The following is a 19,922-nucleotide window of genomic DNA, read 5'->3' as shown; positions in this document are numbered from 1 at the left end:
TGTATTCCGGTTAAAACCAACCAGTCGTTCTTGTTCAAAGCCAGCCAAGTATTCGCCTGATGAAGGCCAACCTTGTATTACATGCGAGCCAGCAAGATGATCCATCCGCCCGTCGACGGGGATCGGGCGAGGGGCGAATTGGACGCAGGCTACGACGACATCGTCGCGAACGCCTTGGCCTTCATGGGGCTTAATCCGGGACTCGGAGCAAGCAGGCGGCCGTGCGACTAGCAGGTTACCTGAAGTCCAAGTTTTAGTGTTCTATGCCCATAGGGCGTATGCCGCAAGCGTCAAGGATGGCATCGCCCGTGATCTCAGCATTCCGCACTCTTTGTAGTAGTTGAGCCTTGAGGATCGGCGCTCAGGGCTTACCAGTCTTATTCCACTCTATCAACGAGTTATACAGATCCAACTTGATCTTCCCGAGCATTTCGTTTTTATAATTTTCTTTGTCGAAACCAAGAGCGTGCTGCTCGCTGAAGTGGAAGCGAAAGCCCTTGTTGGATACCTTGGGATTCAAAATGGGATTCTCTTTCCAGTGCTGGATGGTTTGCACGAACACCTCGAGCATGCCATGGTGTCCGACGAAACGTTCGTTGAGCAGGAATGTGTCGGCCGAATTCCTAGCGGAGGCACTTCTTTTGTCGAATTGCAGTGTGAGTCCGAAATCGGATTTTCCAACAGCGCGCTGCCGAAGGTAGGAATCGATGTCCCAGGTGAATCCGATCTCCTCAGCGTCGAAAAACGGGTGAAGGTGCTTCTTTTTGTAGAAGTCTTTCGTCGTTTTCAAGGAGCTGTTGCAGGAGTAGCAGGAGGGAACCAGGTTGTGCAGTGACAGCGCCAAGTAGGGATACTTCCCCTTCGGATAGTAATGGTCCAATGTAGGCCGGAAAGCGCCACCTTTGGGTTTTTGTACCGTGAACGAGAATGATTGCTGGCAGTATGGGCAGATGCTGTATCGTGCCTTCGCGCAAAGCTTGTAGGCGCTCCACGGCGATAGATTCTTCGCGCAGAAGGCACCATAGTCGAACACGAGCTTGGCGTCCGCAAGGAAAGCAGCTTGATCTGCATCGCTCAATCCCTTCAGAGCTGCGGCGGCCACAACGATGATCTTCTGCAACGCCGGAGGCTTTCCCAACGCAAATTCGGTTGAATTCGTCGTTAAGAACATGCCGAAGGCGTGGCCACTGAGATGTTTATACTTTCCCGCGTTCGTTTCAAGATAATGCGAGATCACCTTGTCCACATAGGTTTTGTGGTCCGTTTCGGCGTCCTCCCATACGTCGGCAATATTGATGAGCATGATTCAACCCCTGCCGCTCTGCAAGTTGCTGATGTACTTTTTGACGAGCGGGTCGTCGATGATGTCGATGTGGTACTGCGCCACTGGCTCGCCGGCCTGCAGGCTCGCGAGCACACCTTCAATATGCTGCAGCGCGAAAGCGCCCATGGTGCCCGCCTCGCCGGTCGTATTGATTATGCTCGACAGGGGGGCGCCGAAGGAGAGCGCCTTGTCGTCCCGATCGCGGAGGTTGATCGGCGTGTCGTTGAGCGGATCGTCCGTACTATCCATCTTTACGTCGAGCCTAACGATGCAATCGCGCGGGAAGTCGCTCATCAGAACGGGGGAGTGGGTCGTAAGCACCAGCTGTATGTTTTGGAACCAGTCACGGTGGATCCTCTCGACAAAGCGATTGAGGTAGTCGACATATTTCTGCTGCCAGGCAGTGTGCAAAAAAATGTCGCCTTCGTCGATCAACAGTAATAGGTGTTTGAAGGTACCACCCGTCGATATCTTTTGCTTGATCGATTCCTCTATGCTGGTGAACTGGGTCAGCAGGGAGGTGCCGCCAGAACTTAGGCCATCAAGGAAAATGCTCGAGTACTTTTTGTGATTCAATTCGGCAATTGCAGTTACTTGGGCCTCGTTGAGGACATATTCCGATTTAGTAAGGTCCTTGTCACCCAGCACGGTCCCGATCTTGGTGAGCTCATCAGTGGCTTGGGCATAGCTGCTTTGCGCCGCCGTGAGCTTCCCGGCTGGCTTGGAGAACTTGACGCCATGTTTTTGTAGAAGCCAGCGAATGAAATCGGTTGACTTATTGTGTTTGTCTATTGTGTACGACGCCGCAAGGATATTGCGACGATAGCCATTCCCCATCAGACTCTTCAGGAACTGTTCAATCGCGTTGCTCAGCGCCACACGCGCCTCGTCTTCGGCAGCACTGGCGGCAGAACCTATGTGCGCGATGATGCCGAGCGCTCTGCGGCTTTGTTCGGACGCGACGCGCTTTTCGTCGAAGTGCCCGATGGCCTCGCGCAGTTGAGGGCTTAGCGTATCGGCAACCGGTTTGCTACGCCCCAAAAGCAAAGAATGAACCTCCTTGAAAACGTCGTTGGTGGCGAAGAACCGGACGAGGACGTCGGCCTTGACACCAAAATCGGGCGCGAGGTTTTTCAATACATTCAGGTTGGGTTCCTTATGCGCTCTTTTAGGGTACATGCCGTTTTGCAGATTGATGAAGCGGTCAGTCCGGTTTGGCAGCGCGCTATTGCACGGCACCGGTGAGTAATAGACCACAAGGGTATCACTGTGGTCGGTGCGTTTACGCCCGCCACCGTCGGATTCAAGCACTGTTTTGATCATCGATGCCAGCATCCGTGTCTTTCCAGCGCCATTAGGACCGACAACCAAGGTCATCGACCTCGCCTTAAAAATATTCAAGTCGGGCTGTTCGAGCACCGCTTGCGGAATGAGCTGAATTGGGCCGGCGGAGGTCTGAACAATTTGTATCATTATTGAAGGGGGTAGTGGTGAAGGAAATTTCCTAATGGCACATTTTGCAGCACATATTTGTACAACTCAATAGCCAGGGCGATGTTTTCCCTTGGCCCCTTGTTGCCGCCGGTTCGAGGCTTAGGACTGGCGTTGAGCGGGACGACCGCAACGAAGGAATGGACTCAGCGAGGTGCTGGACACCTCAGCTATGACCTAGCCGTGTGGTTGTGGAGGTTTCGTAATGGGGGCAGATCGCCGGCGTGCTGTCTACGAATACCTTCCAAAAAATTAGCAGTTGTTATGTGCTGGAACCTGTCACAAAGAAGGGGCGGTAGACGGTTTATGTTGTTTGGTTCAGGCTGATGGCGGGACGGGATTCCGGATTATTTTGTACCGATGCATTCAAGTCGTGGATGTTACGTCTTCGCGTGCGATGACCACAGATTCAGAGGGGATAAAGTCACGATACGAATCCGAACTTTATCGAGAAGGACGTCATGTTATTTTGTAGCGTTGATTTAATGCCAATTCTTCTAAATTGCAGAATGAAAAGCATCAGCGTGTGACTTCACAGCTTGTGGCCTTTCAAAATGGGACAGGTTGGCCAAATGGGATCCAGCAGTAAAGCGTGCCTGCGCGCCCGCGTAATGCCTACACGCAATACCCGGCGGCTTTTCAAGTGCGGTGCCTCATCTCCTCGCCAGACGAACGAGGAGTTGACGCTGTCCGCAGTTCTTCGCGCCTCCCTGACAATGATGACGCCGTCGAATTGCTTGCCCTTAGCCTTGTGAAAATTCATGACTTGAAGTCCCGCCTGATCTTCAGCCCCATCAAGGATTTGCTCTTGCGCTAAGGCTTGGTCCAGCGTCGCGCGCGCGCGCGTATAAGCGCCGTCTCGAAGCCATTCGGCTGAGAGCCCTGTGGAGATCCGGTGGCCGCGCTGGAACGCCACAAGAAAATCCAGCTGGCTCGCGACTCGCTCAAGCTCGGCTTGGCCGCTGTTTCGGAGCGCTCCCTTCACTGTCAACCAATCCCGAGCAGGATCTCCAGAGAAATCGTTCAAATGCAGTTCAAGAATCGCATTGCGAAGCGCATTCGCGATGTTGATTTTGTTCGATTTGCCTACGCGGATTTTCGCCGCCTGCTCACAAAGTTTCGCGACGGCTGCGCGGGATTGGCCGGTCGCCCTCCGCGCTGCCGCGATCAGTTCCATGCTGGTTGCCACGTGCTGCTCGATGTCACCTGGCTTCGGCTCCAACAGGAACGCGGCCACTCGCGCGGACAGGAGCGCCTCGGCTTCGTCGAACAGCAGCTTGTGCCTCACTTGCTTTCCTCCTTCGGCGCCGAGCGCGTTGAGGGCATTGGATATCCTCAACGCGCTTCGGTTGTTTGCGACCAAGATCGCGATGGCTTCGATGGGTTGATCGGAGCTGTCTTTGATCGCTTGAATTAGAGCTTTCAGTGATCGGCGCAGCAAGATGTTCCAGTTCGGTGTTGGGTTCTCTGGACGGTAGAGAATGCTTGAGACGCCCTTATAGGGAGCGCCTCGGGGCGTCGAGTTCAAAATGTCATTCCCAAATGCCAGAATTTCAGAGTCTGGGCTGCGGTGATTTTGAGTTCCGAGATCGACCTCGAGAGGTTCCAGCGCAGCGCGGATGGCTTGGACTCTCTCCGGACCGACGCCGGGCAAATAGTCGAAAATTTGCTGTTCTAGATCGGCCAAACAAATGATCTGCGCGTGCGGGGCCAACAACTCGATGCATCGCCATGGAAATTGGCCTGTGTCTTGGGCCTCGTCCACGATGATGATCGGGTGCCGTTGGGCTATCGACAAAAGAATGTGCGAGCTTGCTGTCAGGAGCCGCGTAGCGTTCGGCGCGAATAGGTCGAACGCGACGCGGCCTTCTTCGTGAAACAAGCGCTCGCGTTCCTGCTGCCAAGCTTGCCAGCCTTCGTCCTCATCGGTCAGCCCGCCCGAAAGCGCCTTTTCATCTTGGGGGAGCAGAATCGACAGCTTGCGTGGCGCGCCTAGCAGGTAGGCATGACATTTTATGACATCCCAAAAAAAGGAGTGAAAGGTCTGGATAGAAAGCTGCGCCTGCTCTTCATTATTGGCTTCCTTCGTCGCGGCCCCCAAAATTCTGGACACCGCCGCCCGAGAGAAGCTCAGGAACAAAGCGGATTGTCCTGGGCGCATTCCCTGTTTGATTCGCTTGACTGCCTTGCGTAACGCGAGGGTTGTCTTTCCGCTTCCGGGGCCGCCAATGACCAACGCATGGCCTTCACAAGCTAAGATGCTTTCTCGAAGTACGCAGGCGTCGTCCATCGCGGGTTACTCGAACATGTTGGCTTGGCCGCCTTCGTTCTCGATGATCGGAGGTGGCGGCGGAAACTTGGCGAATACTTCTGCGAGGAACTTCACGGCCGTAGAGGGCAGTTCGTCAAACTCGCACTCTTCGAATAAACGGGCACACCACCCGGCACCTTTGGCGCCGCCTAGCGCGCCGCGCGCGATCATCTTAACCGCGTCGTCGTCAGGGCGTTCATCAGGGATGGCGAGGTTGCCGTTATCGTCATTGGCCTTCAGATTCCCAAGGAATGCCCAAAGCCGTTCAGCAGGAACTTCGGTCACGACGAGGTCCTCAAAGCCTTTGTAGGCATGCTCCTTGTTGATCTCAAAATTCTCAGCGAGCGCCTGGGCCTGCTCTGGCTTTCGCTTCTTTTTATAATCTAGGTCGTAGAAGGCAAACGTTCGCAAACCCAATGTCTTAAAGAACTTCCCAAACTTTGGCATGTTTGATTCGCCATCGGCATCAAAAAAAGCGACTCCTGCGATATCAAGCGGCTGCAGGTTGGGGTTTTGCTCTTCCATGCGGCGAGCGACCACAGGCATGGCATGTAGCTCGGTGACGCCCTCTACGACGATCGAGGCGCGTCCAAGCATGCACTCGGACAGGCCCGATCGGGAAAAGCGTTTGTAGTCGTTGTCTTTGAGCCCAGTAGCGTCGGAGACCTTGCGCGCGCTGACCACGCCGTGCTCACGCGTCAGCAGAAGCGTCTTGGATGGTTCGAATTTTTCAATCACAAAGGGTGAGTGTGACGTGACGAATGCTTGAGTAGTTTTCGTCAATAGGTAGTTTGCAATGCGCCGCTGCGTGTGGGGCGGCACGGCGATCTCCGGTTCCTCCATCGCGAAAATAACGGTGTCAGGTTTGAGGTCAGCGATGACCGAGAGCAGGGCGAGGACCAGCGTGTTGATCGTGCCGGTGCCGGCGTGCGCGAAGGGAACGTGTTCCTGGTCCGAAGACAGCGCTAAAAAAAACGTCATGGTTTTTCGCAAATGCTCTCTGGTGAGTTCGGACACGTGCACTTTTGTAGCGTTGCCGTTCCCTTCCAACGCGATATATCGAGCTAGCCTTTTCTCGACCGAGCGGAGAACAGGGACGAGTTCGGCAGCTTCTTCTTCGATGTCCAATCCGCGCAGGCGCGAGATTGTTTTTTCCCAAAGCGTAGTCCGGACGCCTTTTGCTCGAAGTATGATGTCCAGCAACGAGCCGCGTTCCAGACTCAGTGCGCGGGATCCGGTGCGTAGGGTGCGGAGATACAGGAAGCCGAAAAGGCGCTTGATAGGACGAGGAAGCGTGGATAGCTCCCCGTCAAGCGCGTCGGGGCTGTGGGAGAAATAAGTCTTCGCCTCAAACTCGTCCTCCTCCGGATTGTAGCGTCCCACCGTTTCAAGCCGCAGGCATGGAAGAACCAACGGCGGATTGGCCGCCTCGACTTCTCCAGGTTCAAGCAGGCGCTGTTCCGTGGTGTGCCAGAATTCGATGTGTCCGCCGCATTTGGTGGACACATCGGCGCTGAGTTCAATCACGACCGCCTCTATTCGCAGTGGAATAGGCTGTGGAGGCGCTGCTGGGTCTGTGTCCGCAACCAGGTATTTTCCATTGTAAAAATCGAATTCGTCTATCGGCGGGAAACGGTTGAGGCGGTCCGGGCCAAGCACCAAGTCCAAAGCTTCGCAAATCGTGCTTTTTCCAACATTGTTGGAGCCGACCATCAAGGCATGCCCGTCGAAATTAAGCTGGGCCGATTTGATGCCTCTGAAATTTTCTATGATTAAGCGAACGACCTTCACGCTTTCCCCCAATGCTGCAAAGTATTGCCAAGAGTATCACGTTGATGACTGTTGGTATTTTTTTTATATTTAATGTTGTAATATTTCTACAGTGCAAAGGAGTCGGTTGTGAGCAAGAAAGTGCCTAGTGGTTCCAAAGGGGAAAGAGGGGCGAGAGCTCGTCGAGCCGACATGAACCGCGAACTGAAGAGTACATCTTCGCGGAACTGGCGCCGCTGTGCCATTCTTCCGGATTCGTTCATGCTTTAGCCCGCATGTGCCTGACGGACAACATGATTGGCTAGCTTCGGCTGTTCGGGTATATGATTTCTCATTTAGAACTCTGGGATCCGAGATGATTGGCATCGATGACAACCGCTTTGTAATGTACGAAGGCCAGACTAATTATGGCCACGCGGTGTGGCCGCAACCGCAGATTTCGCGCGCGAAGATCATCGAAGCAGAATCAGATTGGAAAAATCCGCCTCACGACAACGACAGGCAATGCCTGATCTTTCGAGAGGACACGTTCGATCCTCTGACGCGTATTCGTCGAGGCCGGCTGTATAAGCCCGACCCACAGTCGAACCCAAGTTCTTGGCGCGTTCAGCCGCATCCGGCTTACGACGAGGGTAGAGCCGCCAGAGACAACGGCGGCTACTTGAATAAAATGCTCCTGACCTATGTGCCCTTCCATGAGCTTTCATTGCGTCCTGGGGGCGGAGTGGGGACCACGATATTACTTGGCGCCGGCAATGCGGCTACACCTTGGACGGTTATTGGTGTCGAGCGGAATTTCGGTGGCGAGAATTCAGTAACCCTTCGGTCGCGCTCCAATTTTGGTCGTCTCCCTGAAGTTGATGAAGTTCATGTTCCAGCGGAGACAAGGCACGAAATTCTGGAGGCAATCTCTGGCTTGTCTGATCGGGCTTTTCGTGAGAGCCCGGTTTCCCTAATCGACCGCTGCGGTAACGTGGCACAGTTCGTATTAAGTCGTTGGCTCAAGCACGTGCACAACGACGCCGGTTGCCTCACTAAAGACTTGGCTGCCGTCGCTGCTCATATCGAAAATAATTTGAAAGAACTGGTCATCCTTTACTCGTCAGTTAAGGTGCTAGCGAGACTTCATGCGCGCGGAAAGCCGAATGTGCAGACGGAAAAGAGTGTTCGTGTGCCTGGTGAGGCTGATGCTGAAACATCGTTGGCGTTAGTTTCTACTATCTTGCTCGAAATAGGGTGGGGTGTGGCCTAAGCGGTGGCGGCTTTTTATGCCCCTACTGATTGACCCTGAACTTCTCGATCCGCAGGCTCGTTCCCACCGGTTCCTTTTTTAAGGAACCTATATACCGCAGAGAGCTGCGAGTGGGCTGACCAAAAGCTACGGGATGCGGGGGCGGCCTATCGTTCAATGGCCAACTTACGTGGCGTTGGGTTATTCTCGCTGACAAGCACGAGATTATTTAAATGTACAGGATATACGGAACCAGTATATATATTTTACTGGCAGACTATTTATAGGGTTACCAAGTAAAGGAAGAATCTTGGAAATTGAATTTTGGGACGGCGGCCTCGAAGAGCAAGAAATTGAAGCAATCAAAAAGATCGGAAAAGCCTTCGCTGAGCTGCGATCTGGCGACAAGTCTCAAGTAAATAATGGCTCGATGCGCGATCAGCTTCAGGGCAAGCTTAGACGTAATAGCATGTTTCCTTGGAAAGGATATGCCGGATTTCGGTTTATCGATTCTAAGGGGAAGGAAGGCGAGTTTGACCTTGTAATCGTGACTCACTGCAACATTATCATCGTCGAGTTGAAGGACTGGAATCGTGCTCCTGTCACTGCAAATGGTGAGATTTGGTTCAAGGGTGACAAGAACATGGGACGATCACCCGTTAGTGTCACGCGAACTAAATACTACACACTCTCAAACAAGCTTAAAAAGTACAGTCATCGGTTTTCAAACAAAGGGCGGGTTCCCCACATTGAATATTTCGTCGTAATGACTGGAAATTCAGATTTCCGCGACCTCCCCGAGGTTGAGCTAAGTCACACGATTTCACTGAAAGACTTTCTAAAATTCGCTGACAAAGTAGTCTTTGATAAACATTTCCGGCCTCATCCTGATGCCCAAGTTTTGAACAAAGATTTCCTCGTATTTGATGAGCTATTTTTGGGTGGCAACACGAAGCCGAAAGCGCTAAATATTGGCGGGTACACAGCTTTTGAAGAGGTATTCGAGCATCCAAAATTCGTCTATAAGGAATACTTAGCACGTTCGGAAATTTCAAAGGATACTGAGGCTCTGCTGCGCCTCTGGAATTTCAAGAGTGTTCAGGGAAGCAAGGGGCTTACGCCTCAGGGAAGGGGCGAAATTGTATCGCGCGAGCGAGAGGTGTTGTTGTATATCAATCACCAAAATCGAGACTTGTACAACCATTGCCTGCGGTCATTAACGAGCTTTGAGAAGGATGAGGTTACATCTCAGTATGCGGAGGTGTATGAACTTCCGCCGGGGCATATTAGGTTCAACGAATTTGTGGGGAAGTATGGTGAAACCTTGCCCCCGATTGATCGACTCAACCTCACGAAACTGCTCATCGCAAAGTTTGGCGATCTCCACGAAATCAAAATCGCCCATCGGGACATTGCTGACCACAGTTTATGGCTGTCACCATCAAAGGAGATTGCGCTTTCTAATTTCATATCTGCATACCACCAGCCGATCGGAACAGTCGGCGATTATCGGAACAATCTGTCCGTAGGTGCTGTTGAAGTCAAGGAGATGCTAGACGGCTCGTCGTTGACTCCTTTCCAGCAGGATGTCCATGCTCTTGGCCTTGTTTCTTGGCATCTCTTAACTGCTCAGCGTATGTCGCCCAAAAGCTTGGCGAACATCCAGGACGATATCCTAGGAAGCAGCGAATGGTATGCAGGAGTTCTTCTTGATGCCATTACCGCCAAATTCAGCGATGCCTCTGTTTTCTTCGATGCGTTGAAGCGGTTGGAGCCTTCGAGGGAGTCTGTTCCTACTTTTGATGTGGGCGAACTGGAAGTTTATCGTCGTCCTATAAATCATTCGCGGCAGTATCGAGAAGATGGAGAGTTTATCGTTTCGACGGACGACAAGGATGTATATGTCTCTCAAGGGAGGCTTGTCAAAGCGTGGCTAAATGTCGGCGCTGAGACGGATGAGCCTAGAAATAACTTCCGGGCGCTTTCGTTTTTGAAGCGGTTGGATAAATTGGCTGCGGTAAGCCCAACCTACCTTCCGCGAATACTGGAGTACGGCTTGGCCTCTAGATCCAGCAGTATGTATCTTGTAACTGATTTCGTCTCGGGAACGACCTGGGACAAAGCAGAGATCAACGAGTCGGATAAGATGGGCACGATCGAAAAGCTGGTTAATGCGGTTGAACATTTTCATGAGCTCGGCCTCACTCATGGTGATCTTCATCCTGAGAACGTTATTTGGGATGATGCGAAAGGTGATGTGTTCCTGATCGACGTTCCAGATTTTTCTGCTAATACTGATGATGTTAAAAACCATCGATATAGCCCTGAGAATATTGACGGATGCTCGTCCGCGCAACGTGACATCTTCGCAGTTCTTCGGATGTCGTGCGAACTCCTCGGTTTAGAGTGGGGAGCCGCATCTACTGAATATCCTAGAATCGCGGATGCGGTTCAAACCGAGTTGAATGACACAGAGTTCGGCTTCAAGGATTTGGCACGATTCAAGAAAGCCTTGTCTCCCGGCGGGGGCATACGGGAGCAAAAAATCGTTGAAATCACGCTTGATAATTTTGATGGAGAGCTGACGATTCTGCCGGACAATGGTCATTTGTACGTCAAGGTAGAGCCAGCAAAGAGAAGAGGTAGCGATTTCATCGTTACTTTCTACGGCATAGGTGGAGCGTTCACGGCCTTCTACAACAAGGACCAAAGAAGTTTTGTCGGAGGGTTAGCGCCTAAAATTAGATCGGATGTTCATTTCAGGATAGTAGAGGAAAGCCAATTTGAAATGAATATGGCTATTCGAATAAAGCCTGGACGGCCTGCCCAACTATTCAATTTGTCTGAAGTTCTTCGCAATGATGAAGCCTTTCTGCGAACAGTTGAATTACTTCAGTTAGTGGAGCCAGACTCTGTTGATTCTGAGTTGAGCCAGCAACTAAAGGACGTGTTCGAAAAGGCTGAGGCTTCCGATCGGGAGGTGCGTGCTGACATTAAGTTTGAAATTTCTACGCGGGACCTTTGGAGAGCGATTCTAGCCACGGAAGCAGAATCGAGCCCCAACATCGAGCTGAACGGCTCACCAATGTGTCCATCTGATGCTGATGACGAACTGATTCTTCCATACGAGTCTGACGTGGATTCACTTGGTACATTTGTAAGTACGGATGAAGTTGAGGCGCTGATAATCGACTCGGATGGCGTGGAAAAATTTGTAGGTGAAGTTTCGCTTAAAAAATCTGCGCTGAACGAGGTGCGGCTCAACAAAGTTAAGTTTGCAGCTCATGGCCTCAAAGACGGCGACTCAGTTTTCTTTAGATCAAAGCAAGACCGGGCCTCCTATCGCAAACGGAAAGCTGCGCTTGAAAGACTACTTGATAAGGAAGGGGTTTTGCCGGACTTACTCGATTTGTTCGATCCAGCCTGCAATTCAGATGCAACGACGTTCAACATATCCGTTAGTGATGACGACTTCGCTAGGTATGATCGTGAAGACCAACATGGAAATAAAATTAGCCTCAATGTGCAACAGCGAGAAGCGTTCACTAAGCTGCTAAATTTTGGACCCCTTTCGCTTTTGCAGGGGCCTCCAGGGACAGGCAAAACCGAGTTCATTGCTGCGTTCGTGCACTTCCTCATCGAGAAGCTAAATGTGCGGCGAATTCTATTGGTTAGCCAATCTCACGAGGCCGTCAATACAGCGGCTGAACGTATCAGGAAGCATTGCCGGAGGCTGGGTACCTCGTTGGAAGTGGTTAGATTCAGCAATCGTGAAGGAGCGGTTTCGCATGGACTGAAAGACGTTTACTCCCACGCTATCACAGCGGAAAAGCGCGAGCTCTTCAACGCTGAATACCGGTACCGGGTAGCTGCTCTCGCGGGGGCCTTGGGGCTTGATGCTCAGTTCATCTCTAAGGTCGTTGATGCGGAGTTGAAGCTATTTAAGCAAATCGATCATCTCGAATCGCTGCTCAAAGGCTTCGACGAGGTTATAGATAAAGACGATATCAACTCCCTCAAGCCAATTGCAGCCGAATTGGATGAGACTATTCGTTCAAAGCTTTATTCAGAATATGGCGTCGCGCTACCTCGCGACAGTAAAATTTCGGAAGCAAAGATTTTACTGCTATCGAAACTTTGCGCAGAATTTGGAGTTCGTCCCAACGAGGTCCGCAAGGTAAGGGCATTGGCTAGAATATCCAGAGATATTCAGGATGCTCTTTCGACGGAAAGAGTCAATTGCGATGAGTTTTACGCTCGCTCACGGCAATTGGTAACGGGAACATGTGTTGGCATAGGTCAGGGACATATAGCAATTCACGACAACATCTATGATTTCGTGATTATTGATGAGGCTGCCCGTTCGATATCGAGTGAACTGGCTATTGCAATGCAATCGGCAAAACGTGTGCTTTTGGTTGGAGACCATTTGCAGTTGCCGCCACTATATTCAGATGCGCATAAGGCGGCACTAGCCCGCCGGCTCGGCATAAATGACAAGCACACGGACCTTGATGAAGTATTGCGAAGTGACTTTGCGCGCGCTTTTAATTCGGCGTATGGAAAACAAGCTAGTGCGACGTTGCTCACCCAGTATCGGATGGCTCCTCCTATAGGGGACCTCGTCTCCAAAACCTTCTACGACAAAAAATTGAACCATGGCCCTCGAACGGTGCCGGACATCTTTCAGGATGCGCCGGCCCCACTTCGCTCGCCTGTGACTTGGTTTGACACGTCTTCGCTTGGCGCTCGTGCCAACCACCAGGATGACCGTGGGTCCAGTATTTATAACCGCTGCGAAGCCGACCTTGTCATTGAGCTTCTCAAGGAAATTTCTGATAACACTGCTTTCTTGACTCATCTAGGTAGGCTTAAAGATAAGGATGAAGCAGTGATCGGCATCATTTGTATGTACGCCGAGCAGAAACGTTTGATTCGGCAGAAATTCAACCAGCTGATTTGGGGGGAAGGCTTTAAGGAACTCGTGAAAATCGACACTGTTGATAGTTATCAAGGCAAGGAAAATCGGATCATCATATTGAGTCTGACGCGTTCCGATCCGAAGAAGTCACCTGGGTTCCTAAGAATTCCCAACCGGATAAACGTTGCGATGTCGCGTGCAATGGATCGGTTGCTGATTATTGGAAACGCGGACATGTGGAGGAAGTTCAACCGGGACAAGCCTCTTGCGCATGTGGTGTCCTACATGAACGATATGGGCGAAGATGCCGGCTATAAATTCTTGTTCGCGAAAAAGAAGCATTAAGGTGACAACATTGGAAAACACAAAGATCTATCACGAGGTTGAATTCTTGTTGTCGGCGCAGCGCTTCAACATCAACTTCTCGTACATCACGCAAAAGGGACTCCCGTTCGTTCGCGAGTTCATTCTTCGGTTAATCCATTTGGCTCCTATGTCGAAGTCTCAGGTTGCGAACTTTTTTGGCTTCTCACACAATGAGATTCAGGAGGCTATTGATGATCTTGTTGAACGCGGCGAATTGACACTTTCGGAGGATGATCGGCTTGAGCTCACGGAGAAATCCAGCGGATATTTTTCTGAAATCGGTGAGGTCCCGCGTATGTCGCTGCTTCAAGACAGTACCGCTTGTTTGTCATTTGACCTGGCGACCTTTACATGTCTTGGTAAGAATATTTCGCAAGAAAAATGGAGGTTGGGGATACCGCTTAAGATCGAAGATGAGAATGCATCACATAGTGAGGCTTTGGTCGAAAAGCATTTCCAGCGTCAGTTCCATGAAATTCTACATAAAGGGTTTCTCGCAAAATCACTGAATCAGGACGGGAAAGACTCTCCGACAGTCTATACCGTGAATTCGGTCAATAAAATTAGACAGATGCCGTTCAGATTGCCAGTTCAATTCCAAATTGATTCGGATGGCAGGAGCGTTGAACGTGAGGATTTCGAGGCTCTCAATAGCTCTGACTATGTTCACGAGCGTATCTCTTTGGAGCTTGATCGTCTGGCGAAGCCGAGTAATTTTGGCGAAATAGCGAAGTCTATGCTTGAGATAGGCGACGGCGACACGCTAAAGTTATTTGATTCAAAGGGCGCCGCCATCAATCTGCAGTTCCTCGACGATCTTTCTAGGCTGGAGTTCAACGGTCAGAAGAGAAGAAAGACATTTTTGGGGCCGATCTATTCTTCGGAAAACTGGGCGCAGCTGCAGAAGCGCTTGGCTCCTATCATCAAAGCGCGGCGAGAAAGCAAGGCGGATATTGGACAGACGCCTTTCTGGTGGATTGCACCTAGCGACCCTTACTGGTGTAAGAGTAGCAAGCTCCATAGCCGGCTTAGTGAGTTTGTGAATATGGCGCGCACGAAAGAGAAGAAACTCTATTCCCCAACCATCTATTTGCCTGTATCGGGTGCTGACGACTTTAGAGGGGCTCGGCAATGGAAATGGGAACTTGATCCGTATACGGACGAGGCTAATGGGTTGCGTGAAGGCTTCCTCAGCGGGAATGTCGAGGTTATGTATTTCGAGGGAGAGTTTGTGGTCGTTGTTTATCACGTCTCCCTACCTGATGCTTACCCTGTTAGCCTTCCTCTTGGCTTCGTAAGCACTGATCAAGATGTTGTTTCTTCGATTGGACGGCTTGTAAAGGCATATATAAACGGGAATTCTGGGGCTGAACGCCCTAACGACTGCGGATTGCTTTCTAGTTTTGGGCGCAATGAAGGATCAAGGGAGAGTTAGCCTAACGTTGTTCATCCCAAGAACACCGAGTGCGTCGACGGTCGCTGAAAGCTGATGTCGGGCAGATGTTGACGTAAGCAGGCATGTGCATAGGCGTTGAAATTGACGATCGTGAATTTGGGAACATTTTGGGAACACGCCAGCTCAGCTAGGCATAGCTGAGCTCATAAAGTCCTGTAGTATTCGCCAAATCTAGATGATTTACGGGTTTGAAGCCCTGGTGGAGCAAGTTCGAAACTTGCACTTCCCACCAAGAATATCAAGTAAATTCAATTACTTACAACGCAAGCCGATCTGTCTACAGGTCGGCTTTTTTGTTGGGCGTAATTTTTAGTGTAATTTACTTCGACGCCACCACCAGCTGCGCCAGCGCCTGCTGCCGCAACCGATGTTGTTGTCGGCGCGATGCCAGCACGTTCAGCTTGCCGCGTTTGCCCGACTCTTTCTGCGCCACCAGTGGGCCCAGCCCGATTGCGCCCCCTTGCCGATTTTTCCCGCGAACGGAAGCTGATTGGTCAAGGAGGCGCGAGGATTGGATCATGCGGCATGCTTGCGAAAAATGCCAGGATAAGTGCCCGCGCCGCAAGCCTCAGGCGCTGAACGGCCCGCTCAGCAGCCGAACCCGGTCCTGCTCGTCGCCATTGTCGGTCACTGCCACGTGGAAGCGCTCGCCGCCGGGATGCACGCGGACGACCACGTGGCCGTTATGGCTGCGCATGCGGCTGGTCAGCCGGCCATTGGCCAGCAGGTTGGCCTGCATGACGGCGGTCGCGTACACCTCGCGCGGTCCGGGGTACAGCCGCTGGCTGAACATGCGTTCGAGCTGCAGCATGTCCGGATGGGCGATATGCCAGGTGGGCACCACCCACACCTTCGGCCGCAAGGCGCGCACCACCTCGGCGTTGAGGCCGTCGAACATGCCGTGGTGGTCGGCTGTGGCGACGGTGACGGGGCCGGCCGCCGCCGCCGCCGGTCCCAGCACGTCGCGCCAGGGCAGGGCGCCGTCCTCGGTATAGCTGGTCAGGTCGCCTGCGGTGAAATACGAAAAGCGGCCATAGCCGATGCGCAACGCCAGCGAACAACAGTTCTCGTTCGGCCAATCGGCGCGCGCGAGCGTCGACAGGGGCGGAAACAGCGCGCGCTTGCCGTCGCCCTGGCCGCTCCACACCTCGCCATTGCCGGCGATGTTGCGGATTTCCCAGGGCAGCGGCGCCGGCCGCTGGCCCAGCGGGGCCAGCTGCGCCGCGCTGCCCACCTGGAAGCGCTGCACCGCCAGGCCGGCATCGCGCCGCGCCCGCACAAAGGCGCGATAGTTGTCGGCGAACGGCGCCTGGAACGGCGCCGGATAGGCGTAGTCGGGATAACCGCGGTCGATCAGCGTGCCGACCGGCAGCAGCTCGGCGACGTCGGTCACGCCGCTCAAGCGGTAGCTGCCATGCGCCGAGAACGGCAGGCTGTCGTCGACATCGCCCGTGTGGTCGGGATGCAGATGGCTGACCAGCAGATAGTCGAGCTGCGCGGCCAGGCCGGCCTGCGCCAGCTGGCGCCGCAGATAGCGGGCGATCCAGACGCCGGCGCGACGGCTGCCGTCCGGCCGCGGCGGCGCCGACACGGTCAGCTCGTTGTTGGACGCGCCGGCGTCGATCAGCAGGCTGCTGCCATCGGGCAGGATGACGAAGGTGGCGTTGCCGCGGCCGGTGGCCAGATGGTGGATATCCAGCCAGCCGGGTTGCCACGGTTGCAGCGCGGCGCCCTCGCGGTCGGCCACGACGTCCTGCGGCGCGGCTTGATGCACCGCGGCCGGTGCGGCGTTCGCGCGCGCCGCCAGCGCCCATGCCGGCAAGGCCAGCAGGCCTTGCAGCAGACGGCGGCGTCCGGAAACGGGGGGCGCCATCAGAAACGCATGCTCAGGGTGACGCCAGCCGTGCGCGGCGCGCCGGCATAGCGGGCCCGCACCACTTGGGTGGAGCGGGTCAGCAGGTAGTTGGTGTCGGTGGCGTTGTGCACCCAGCCCAGCAGGCGCCAGCTGCGTTGCAGCGGTTCCCAGCCGACGCTCAGATTGCTCAAGCCGTAGCTGGGCAGTTGCAGATTGGGATCGTTGGCGGCGCCGGTGTTGTAGCTGTCCTTCCAGGCATAGCTGGCCGCGCCCACCAGGTAGCCCGAGGACAGCGGCACGCTGAAGTTGGCCGCCAGTGAATACTGCTTGCTGGGCGAATTGGACAGCGGATTGCCCGTGTTGTTGACCGTGCCGACGACGAAGCTGTCGTAACGGCCGTTGAGGCGGCCGTAGCCGGCGCTCAGGTCCAGCCAGTTGGCGGCCTTGTAGGCCAGTTCCAGCTCGCCGCCCTTGACCGTGGCCTTGCCGGCGTTGAAGATGGCGAGGATGCCGGTCTGCGTGTTGTTGACCAGTTCCTGTTTGTCGCGGTAATTCATCTGGAACAGGGCCAGGTTGGCGCGCAGGCGGTTGTTCAGCCATTGCGATTTCCAGCCCAGCTCAAAGTTGGTGACCGTCTCCGGCGCAAACGCGGTGCGGAACGCCGCCACGCTGCTGGCGTCGGCATTGTAGCCGCCCGAGGTGAAGCCCCTGGTGGCGCTGGCGTAGGCCAGCAGGCCGGCGCGCGGTTTCCAGCCCAGCACCACGCGCGGCGTCACTTCGCTCCACGTCTGCGACAGGCCGTCCACGCGGAAGCTGTTGCTGGCGCGTAGCAGGTCGCCCCGTTCCAGGCTGGCCGTCTTGCGATCCCGGGTGTAGCGCGCGCCCAGGGTCAGGTCCCAGGCGGCCGGCAGGTGCACGGTGCCGTCGGCGAACACGGCATAGCTGCGGCTCTCGACGTGCTGCCGCGCCAGCGTCGAGCTGGCCAACGCGCCCGTGCGGGCCGTCAGGCCACGCGTGCCGAGCTGGCGATCGCCATCCTCGTTCGAGTAGTACAGGCCGGTGACGAAGTCGCCGCCCTCCCATTTGGGGCTGGCGTAGCGCAGTTCCTGCGAGAAGGTACGCAGCTGGTCGTCGTCGCTGGTGACGCTCTGGCTACCCGAGCTGAGGAACGCATAGTTCGCGCCGACGCCGGAATAGTCCTCGCCCGACTGTGATTTGCGGTAGGCGGTGATGGAGGTGATCTCGCCGGCCGGCAGCTTCCACACCAGCCTGGCCGAGGCGCCGGCGATCACGCGGGCGTAGTGCTGGTCCACGCCCAGTTCGGACGTGCGCACATTGCCGTCGTCGCCCAGGGTGTCGGACGACAGGGTGCGGCCGCCATTGCGGTCGTCGCTGTAGTCGGCGCTGAGGGTGGCGCTGACCACGGGCGAGAGCCGCATCAGCATCTGGGCGCGGAAATTCTGGCTGTCGATGTCGTCCTGTTCGCGCCCGGTCAGGCGGTCGTGGCCGGTGCCGTCGCGCTGGTGCAGCGAGGTGGAGACCTGGACCGCCGCCGTCTCGCTGAGCGGCACGTTGATCAGGCCCTGGACCTGGCGCTCGCCGTAATTGCCGGCCGTGATGCGGGCCTCGGCTTCGCGTCCCGCCGTGCTGGGCTGACGGGTGTTGATGACGATGGCGCCACCGGTGACGTTGCGGCCGAACAGCGTCCCCTGCGGTCCCTTCAGCACCGCCAGCGAATCGAGGTCGAACAGCTCGAAACTGGCCGCCGTGTTACGCGGGATGAACACGTCGTCGACAAACACGCCGACCGGCTTGTTGACGCCGATTTGCGAGAAGGTGTTGCTGATGCCGCGGATGGCGATGGTCGGATTGCTCTGGCTGAAGGACGACACCAGCAGGCCCGGCGTCAGACGCGCCACACCCTGCAAGTCCTGTACCTGGTGCGCGTCCAGCGCCTTGGCGGAAAACGCGCTCATGGCGATGGGTACGTCCTGGGCCGACTGGGCGCGCTTTTGCGCGGTCACGGTGACGGTGGCGAGTTGCGTGTCGGCGGTGTCGGCGGCCGGCGCGGCGGACGTGGCGCGAAAGATGAGCACGGCGTTGGCGCCGTCGCGCCGCACCGCCAGCCCGCTCTCGGCCAGCAGCTTGTCGAGGGCCGCGTCGGCGCTCAGCGTCCCTTGCACCCCGGCCGTCTTGCGCTGTCTGACATCGTCCTCGCGGTACAACAGCTGCACGCCGGTCTGGACGGCGTACAGGTCGAGCGCGGCCTTGAGGTCGCCGGCCGGGATATTGACGGCGGCGTTGACGGCCCCGGTCTGCGCCTGCGCGGCCAGGCACAGGGTCATGGCGCCCACTGCACCGATCAGTTTTGCTATGGTCATGGTGTTCCTCAGGTAGAGATGGTTTGAAGTGCTACTACCTGTTAAGACGAGCGGTGCGGCGATTTCCGCACTGCCGCATCAAAATATTTTTCAGTAGGCGATGTCGATCTGTTCGCCGTCGCGCCGGGCGCGCAGCCCGAAGCCGCGTTCGAGCAGGCGCACAAAACCGTCGAGGTTGGTGGGCGAGAAGCTGCCGCCCACCACGATGCGGGCGGCGGCCGGATCGCTGATCACCAGCTTGCGCTGGTTGTAGCGGTTGAACTCGGCGGCGGCCTGGGCCAGCGTCATCCGGTCCAGCACCAGCCGGCCCTCGCGCCAGGCCAGCTGCTGCGCCGTGCCCTGGGGCGTCAGGCTGGCGCGCTCGATGCGGCTGGCGCTGGCGGTGGCGGCCTGGTCCGGGGTGAGCTGCACGCTGGCATCGCCGGCATGGACCAGCACCCGTCCCTGGCTCACCACCACGCGGGCGGCGTCGCCGTCACGGCGCACGGAAAAGCGCGTGCCCAGCACCGTGATGCGGCTGGCGCCCGCCTCGATCACGAAGGGATGGGCGGCGTCGTGGGCGATGTCGAAATAGGCTTCGCCGCGGTCGAGCCAGACGTGGCGCGCCGTCGCGCGCAGCCGCGTGTCGGTGTTGAGCGTCAGTTGCGATCCGTCGGCCAGCGCCAGTTGGCGGTGTTCGCCCAAGGCGGTGGCGTAGCGCGTGCCGGCGTCGCGCTGGCCTTCCGGCAGCCACAACAGCAGGCCCAGCCCGCACGCCAGCAGCAGGCCGGCGGCCAGCCGCCACTGCGCAAAGCGCGGCCAACCGCGGACGGTGCC

Annotated in this window: 10 protein-coding genes; 3 read left to right on the top strand and 7 right to left on the bottom strand. The window is 55.4% G+C overall.

Going from position 1 to position 19,922, the window contains the following annotated elements:
- Nucleotides 1–361: 361 nt before the first annotated feature.
- The 4 genes from GTP90_RS19585 to GTP90_RS19570 all read right to left on the bottom strand — a co-directional run bounded on the left by GTP90_RS19585 (nucleotide 362) and on the right by GTP90_RS19570 (nucleotide 6,917).
- Nucleotides 362–1,303 (bottom strand): HNH endonuclease, encoded by a 942-nt coding sequence (locus GTP90_RS19585; RefSeq protein ID WP_161085141.1) that lies wholly within the window; start codon nucleotides 1,301–1,303, stop codon nucleotides 362–364.
- A gap of 3 nt (nucleotides 1,304–1,306) precedes the next feature.
- The gene (locus GTP90_RS19580) at nucleotides 1,307–2,701 is read right to left on the bottom strand and encodes an AAA family ATPase (protein WP_161085140.1); all 1,395 of its coding nucleotides are present in this window, start codon (nucleotides 2,699–2,701) and stop codon (nucleotides 1,307–1,309) included.
- A 646-nt stretch (nucleotides 2,702–3,347) separates the two neighbouring features.
- On the bottom strand, nucleotides 3,348–5,105 hold the full coding sequence (locus GTP90_RS19575; RefSeq protein ID WP_161085139.1) for a UvrD-helicase domain-containing protein: 1,758 nt from the start codon (nucleotides 5,103–5,105) through the stop codon (nucleotides 3,348–3,350).
- 6 nt (nucleotides 5,106–5,111) lie between these two features.
- Entirely contained in the window at nucleotides 5,112–6,917 is a 1,806-nt protein-coding gene (locus GTP90_RS19570) for an ATP-dependent nuclease (protein WP_161085138.1), read from the bottom strand.
- 334 nt (nucleotides 6,918–7,251) lie between these two features.
- Here GTP90_RS19570 and GTP90_RS19565 point away from each other — a divergent pair, with 334 nt between their 5' ends.
- From GTP90_RS19565 to GTP90_RS19555, 3 genes are all read left to right on the top strand, one after another.
- The gene (locus tag GTP90_RS19565; protein WP_161085137.1) at nucleotides 7,252–8,148 is read left to right on the top strand and encodes a hypothetical protein; all 897 of its coding nucleotides are present in this window, start codon (nucleotides 7,252–7,254) and stop codon (nucleotides 8,146–8,148) included.
- 289 nt (nucleotides 8,149–8,437) lie between these two features.
- Nucleotides 8,438–13,393, top strand: coding sequence for an AAA domain-containing protein (locus tag GTP90_RS19560; RefSeq protein ID WP_161085136.1), 4,956 nt, complete (start codon nucleotides 8,438–8,440; stop codon nucleotides 13,391–13,393).
- 1 nt (nucleotide 13,394) lies between these two features.
- A complete protein-coding gene (locus GTP90_RS19555) occupies nucleotides 13,395–14,849 on the top strand; it encodes a hypothetical protein (protein WP_371875090.1) in 1,455 nt (484 codons plus the stop codon).
- Between the two features lie 589 nt (nucleotides 14,850–15,438).
- Here the strand turns inward: GTP90_RS19555 and GTP90_RS19550 are convergent.
- The 3 genes from GTP90_RS19550 to GTP90_RS19540 all read right to left on the bottom strand — a co-directional run.
- Nucleotides 15,439–16,743 carry a ComEC/Rec2 family competence protein gene (locus tag GTP90_RS19550; RefSeq protein WP_161085135.1) on the bottom strand — a complete coding sequence of 435 codons (1,305 nt, stop codon included), beginning with the start codon at nucleotides 16,741–16,743 and terminating at the stop codon, nucleotides 15,439–15,441.
- Nucleotides 16,743–19,106, bottom strand: coding sequence for a TonB-dependent receptor (locus GTP90_RS19545; protein ID WP_254451949.1), 2,364 nt, complete (start codon nucleotides 19,104–19,106; stop codon nucleotides 16,743–16,745). Before GTP90_RS19545 ends, GTP90_RS19550 begins: the two co-directional genes overlap by 1 nt.
- Nucleotides 19,107–19,196: 90 nt before the next feature.
- Nucleotides 19,197–19,922: FecR family protein (locus tag GTP90_RS19540; RefSeq protein ID WP_161085134.1), on the bottom strand; the 726-nt coding region annotated here is incomplete at its 5' end.

This window comes from Duganella vulcania, from assembly GCF_009857655.1.
Classification (GTDB): Bacteria; Pseudomonadota; Gammaproteobacteria; order Burkholderiales; family Burkholderiaceae_D; genus Rugamonas; species Rugamonas vulcania.
The sequence above is the reverse complement of the archived record's forward strand: the minus strand, read 5'-3'. Positions and strand labels throughout refer to the sequence as shown.

Excerpts from the sequence above, each read along its gene's own strand:
- GTP90_RS19545 (WP_254451949.1), bottom strand. The coding sequence starts at position 19,106 with ATGACCATAGCAAAACTGATCGGTGCAGTGGGCGCCATGACCCTGTGC.
- GTP90_RS19585 (WP_161085141.1), bottom strand. The coding sequence starts at position 1,303 with ATGCTCATCAATATTGCCGACGTATGGGAGGACGCCGAAACGGACCAC.
- GTP90_RS19580 (WP_161085140.1), bottom strand. The coding sequence starts at position 2,701 with ATGACCTTGGTTGTCGGTCCTAATGGCGCTGGAAAGACACGGATGCTG.
- GTP90_RS19550 (WP_161085135.1), bottom strand. The coding sequence starts at position 16,743 with ATGGCGCCCCCCGTTTCCGGACGCCGCCGTCTGCTGCAAGGCCTGCTG.
- GTP90_RS19565 (WP_161085137.1), top strand. The coding sequence starts at position 7,252 with ATGATTGGCATCGATGACAACCGCTTTGTAATGTACGAAGGCCAGACT.
- GTP90_RS19575 (WP_161085139.1), bottom strand. The coding sequence starts at position 5,105 with ATGGACGACGCCTGCGTACTTCGAGAAAGCATCTTAGCTTGTGAAGGC.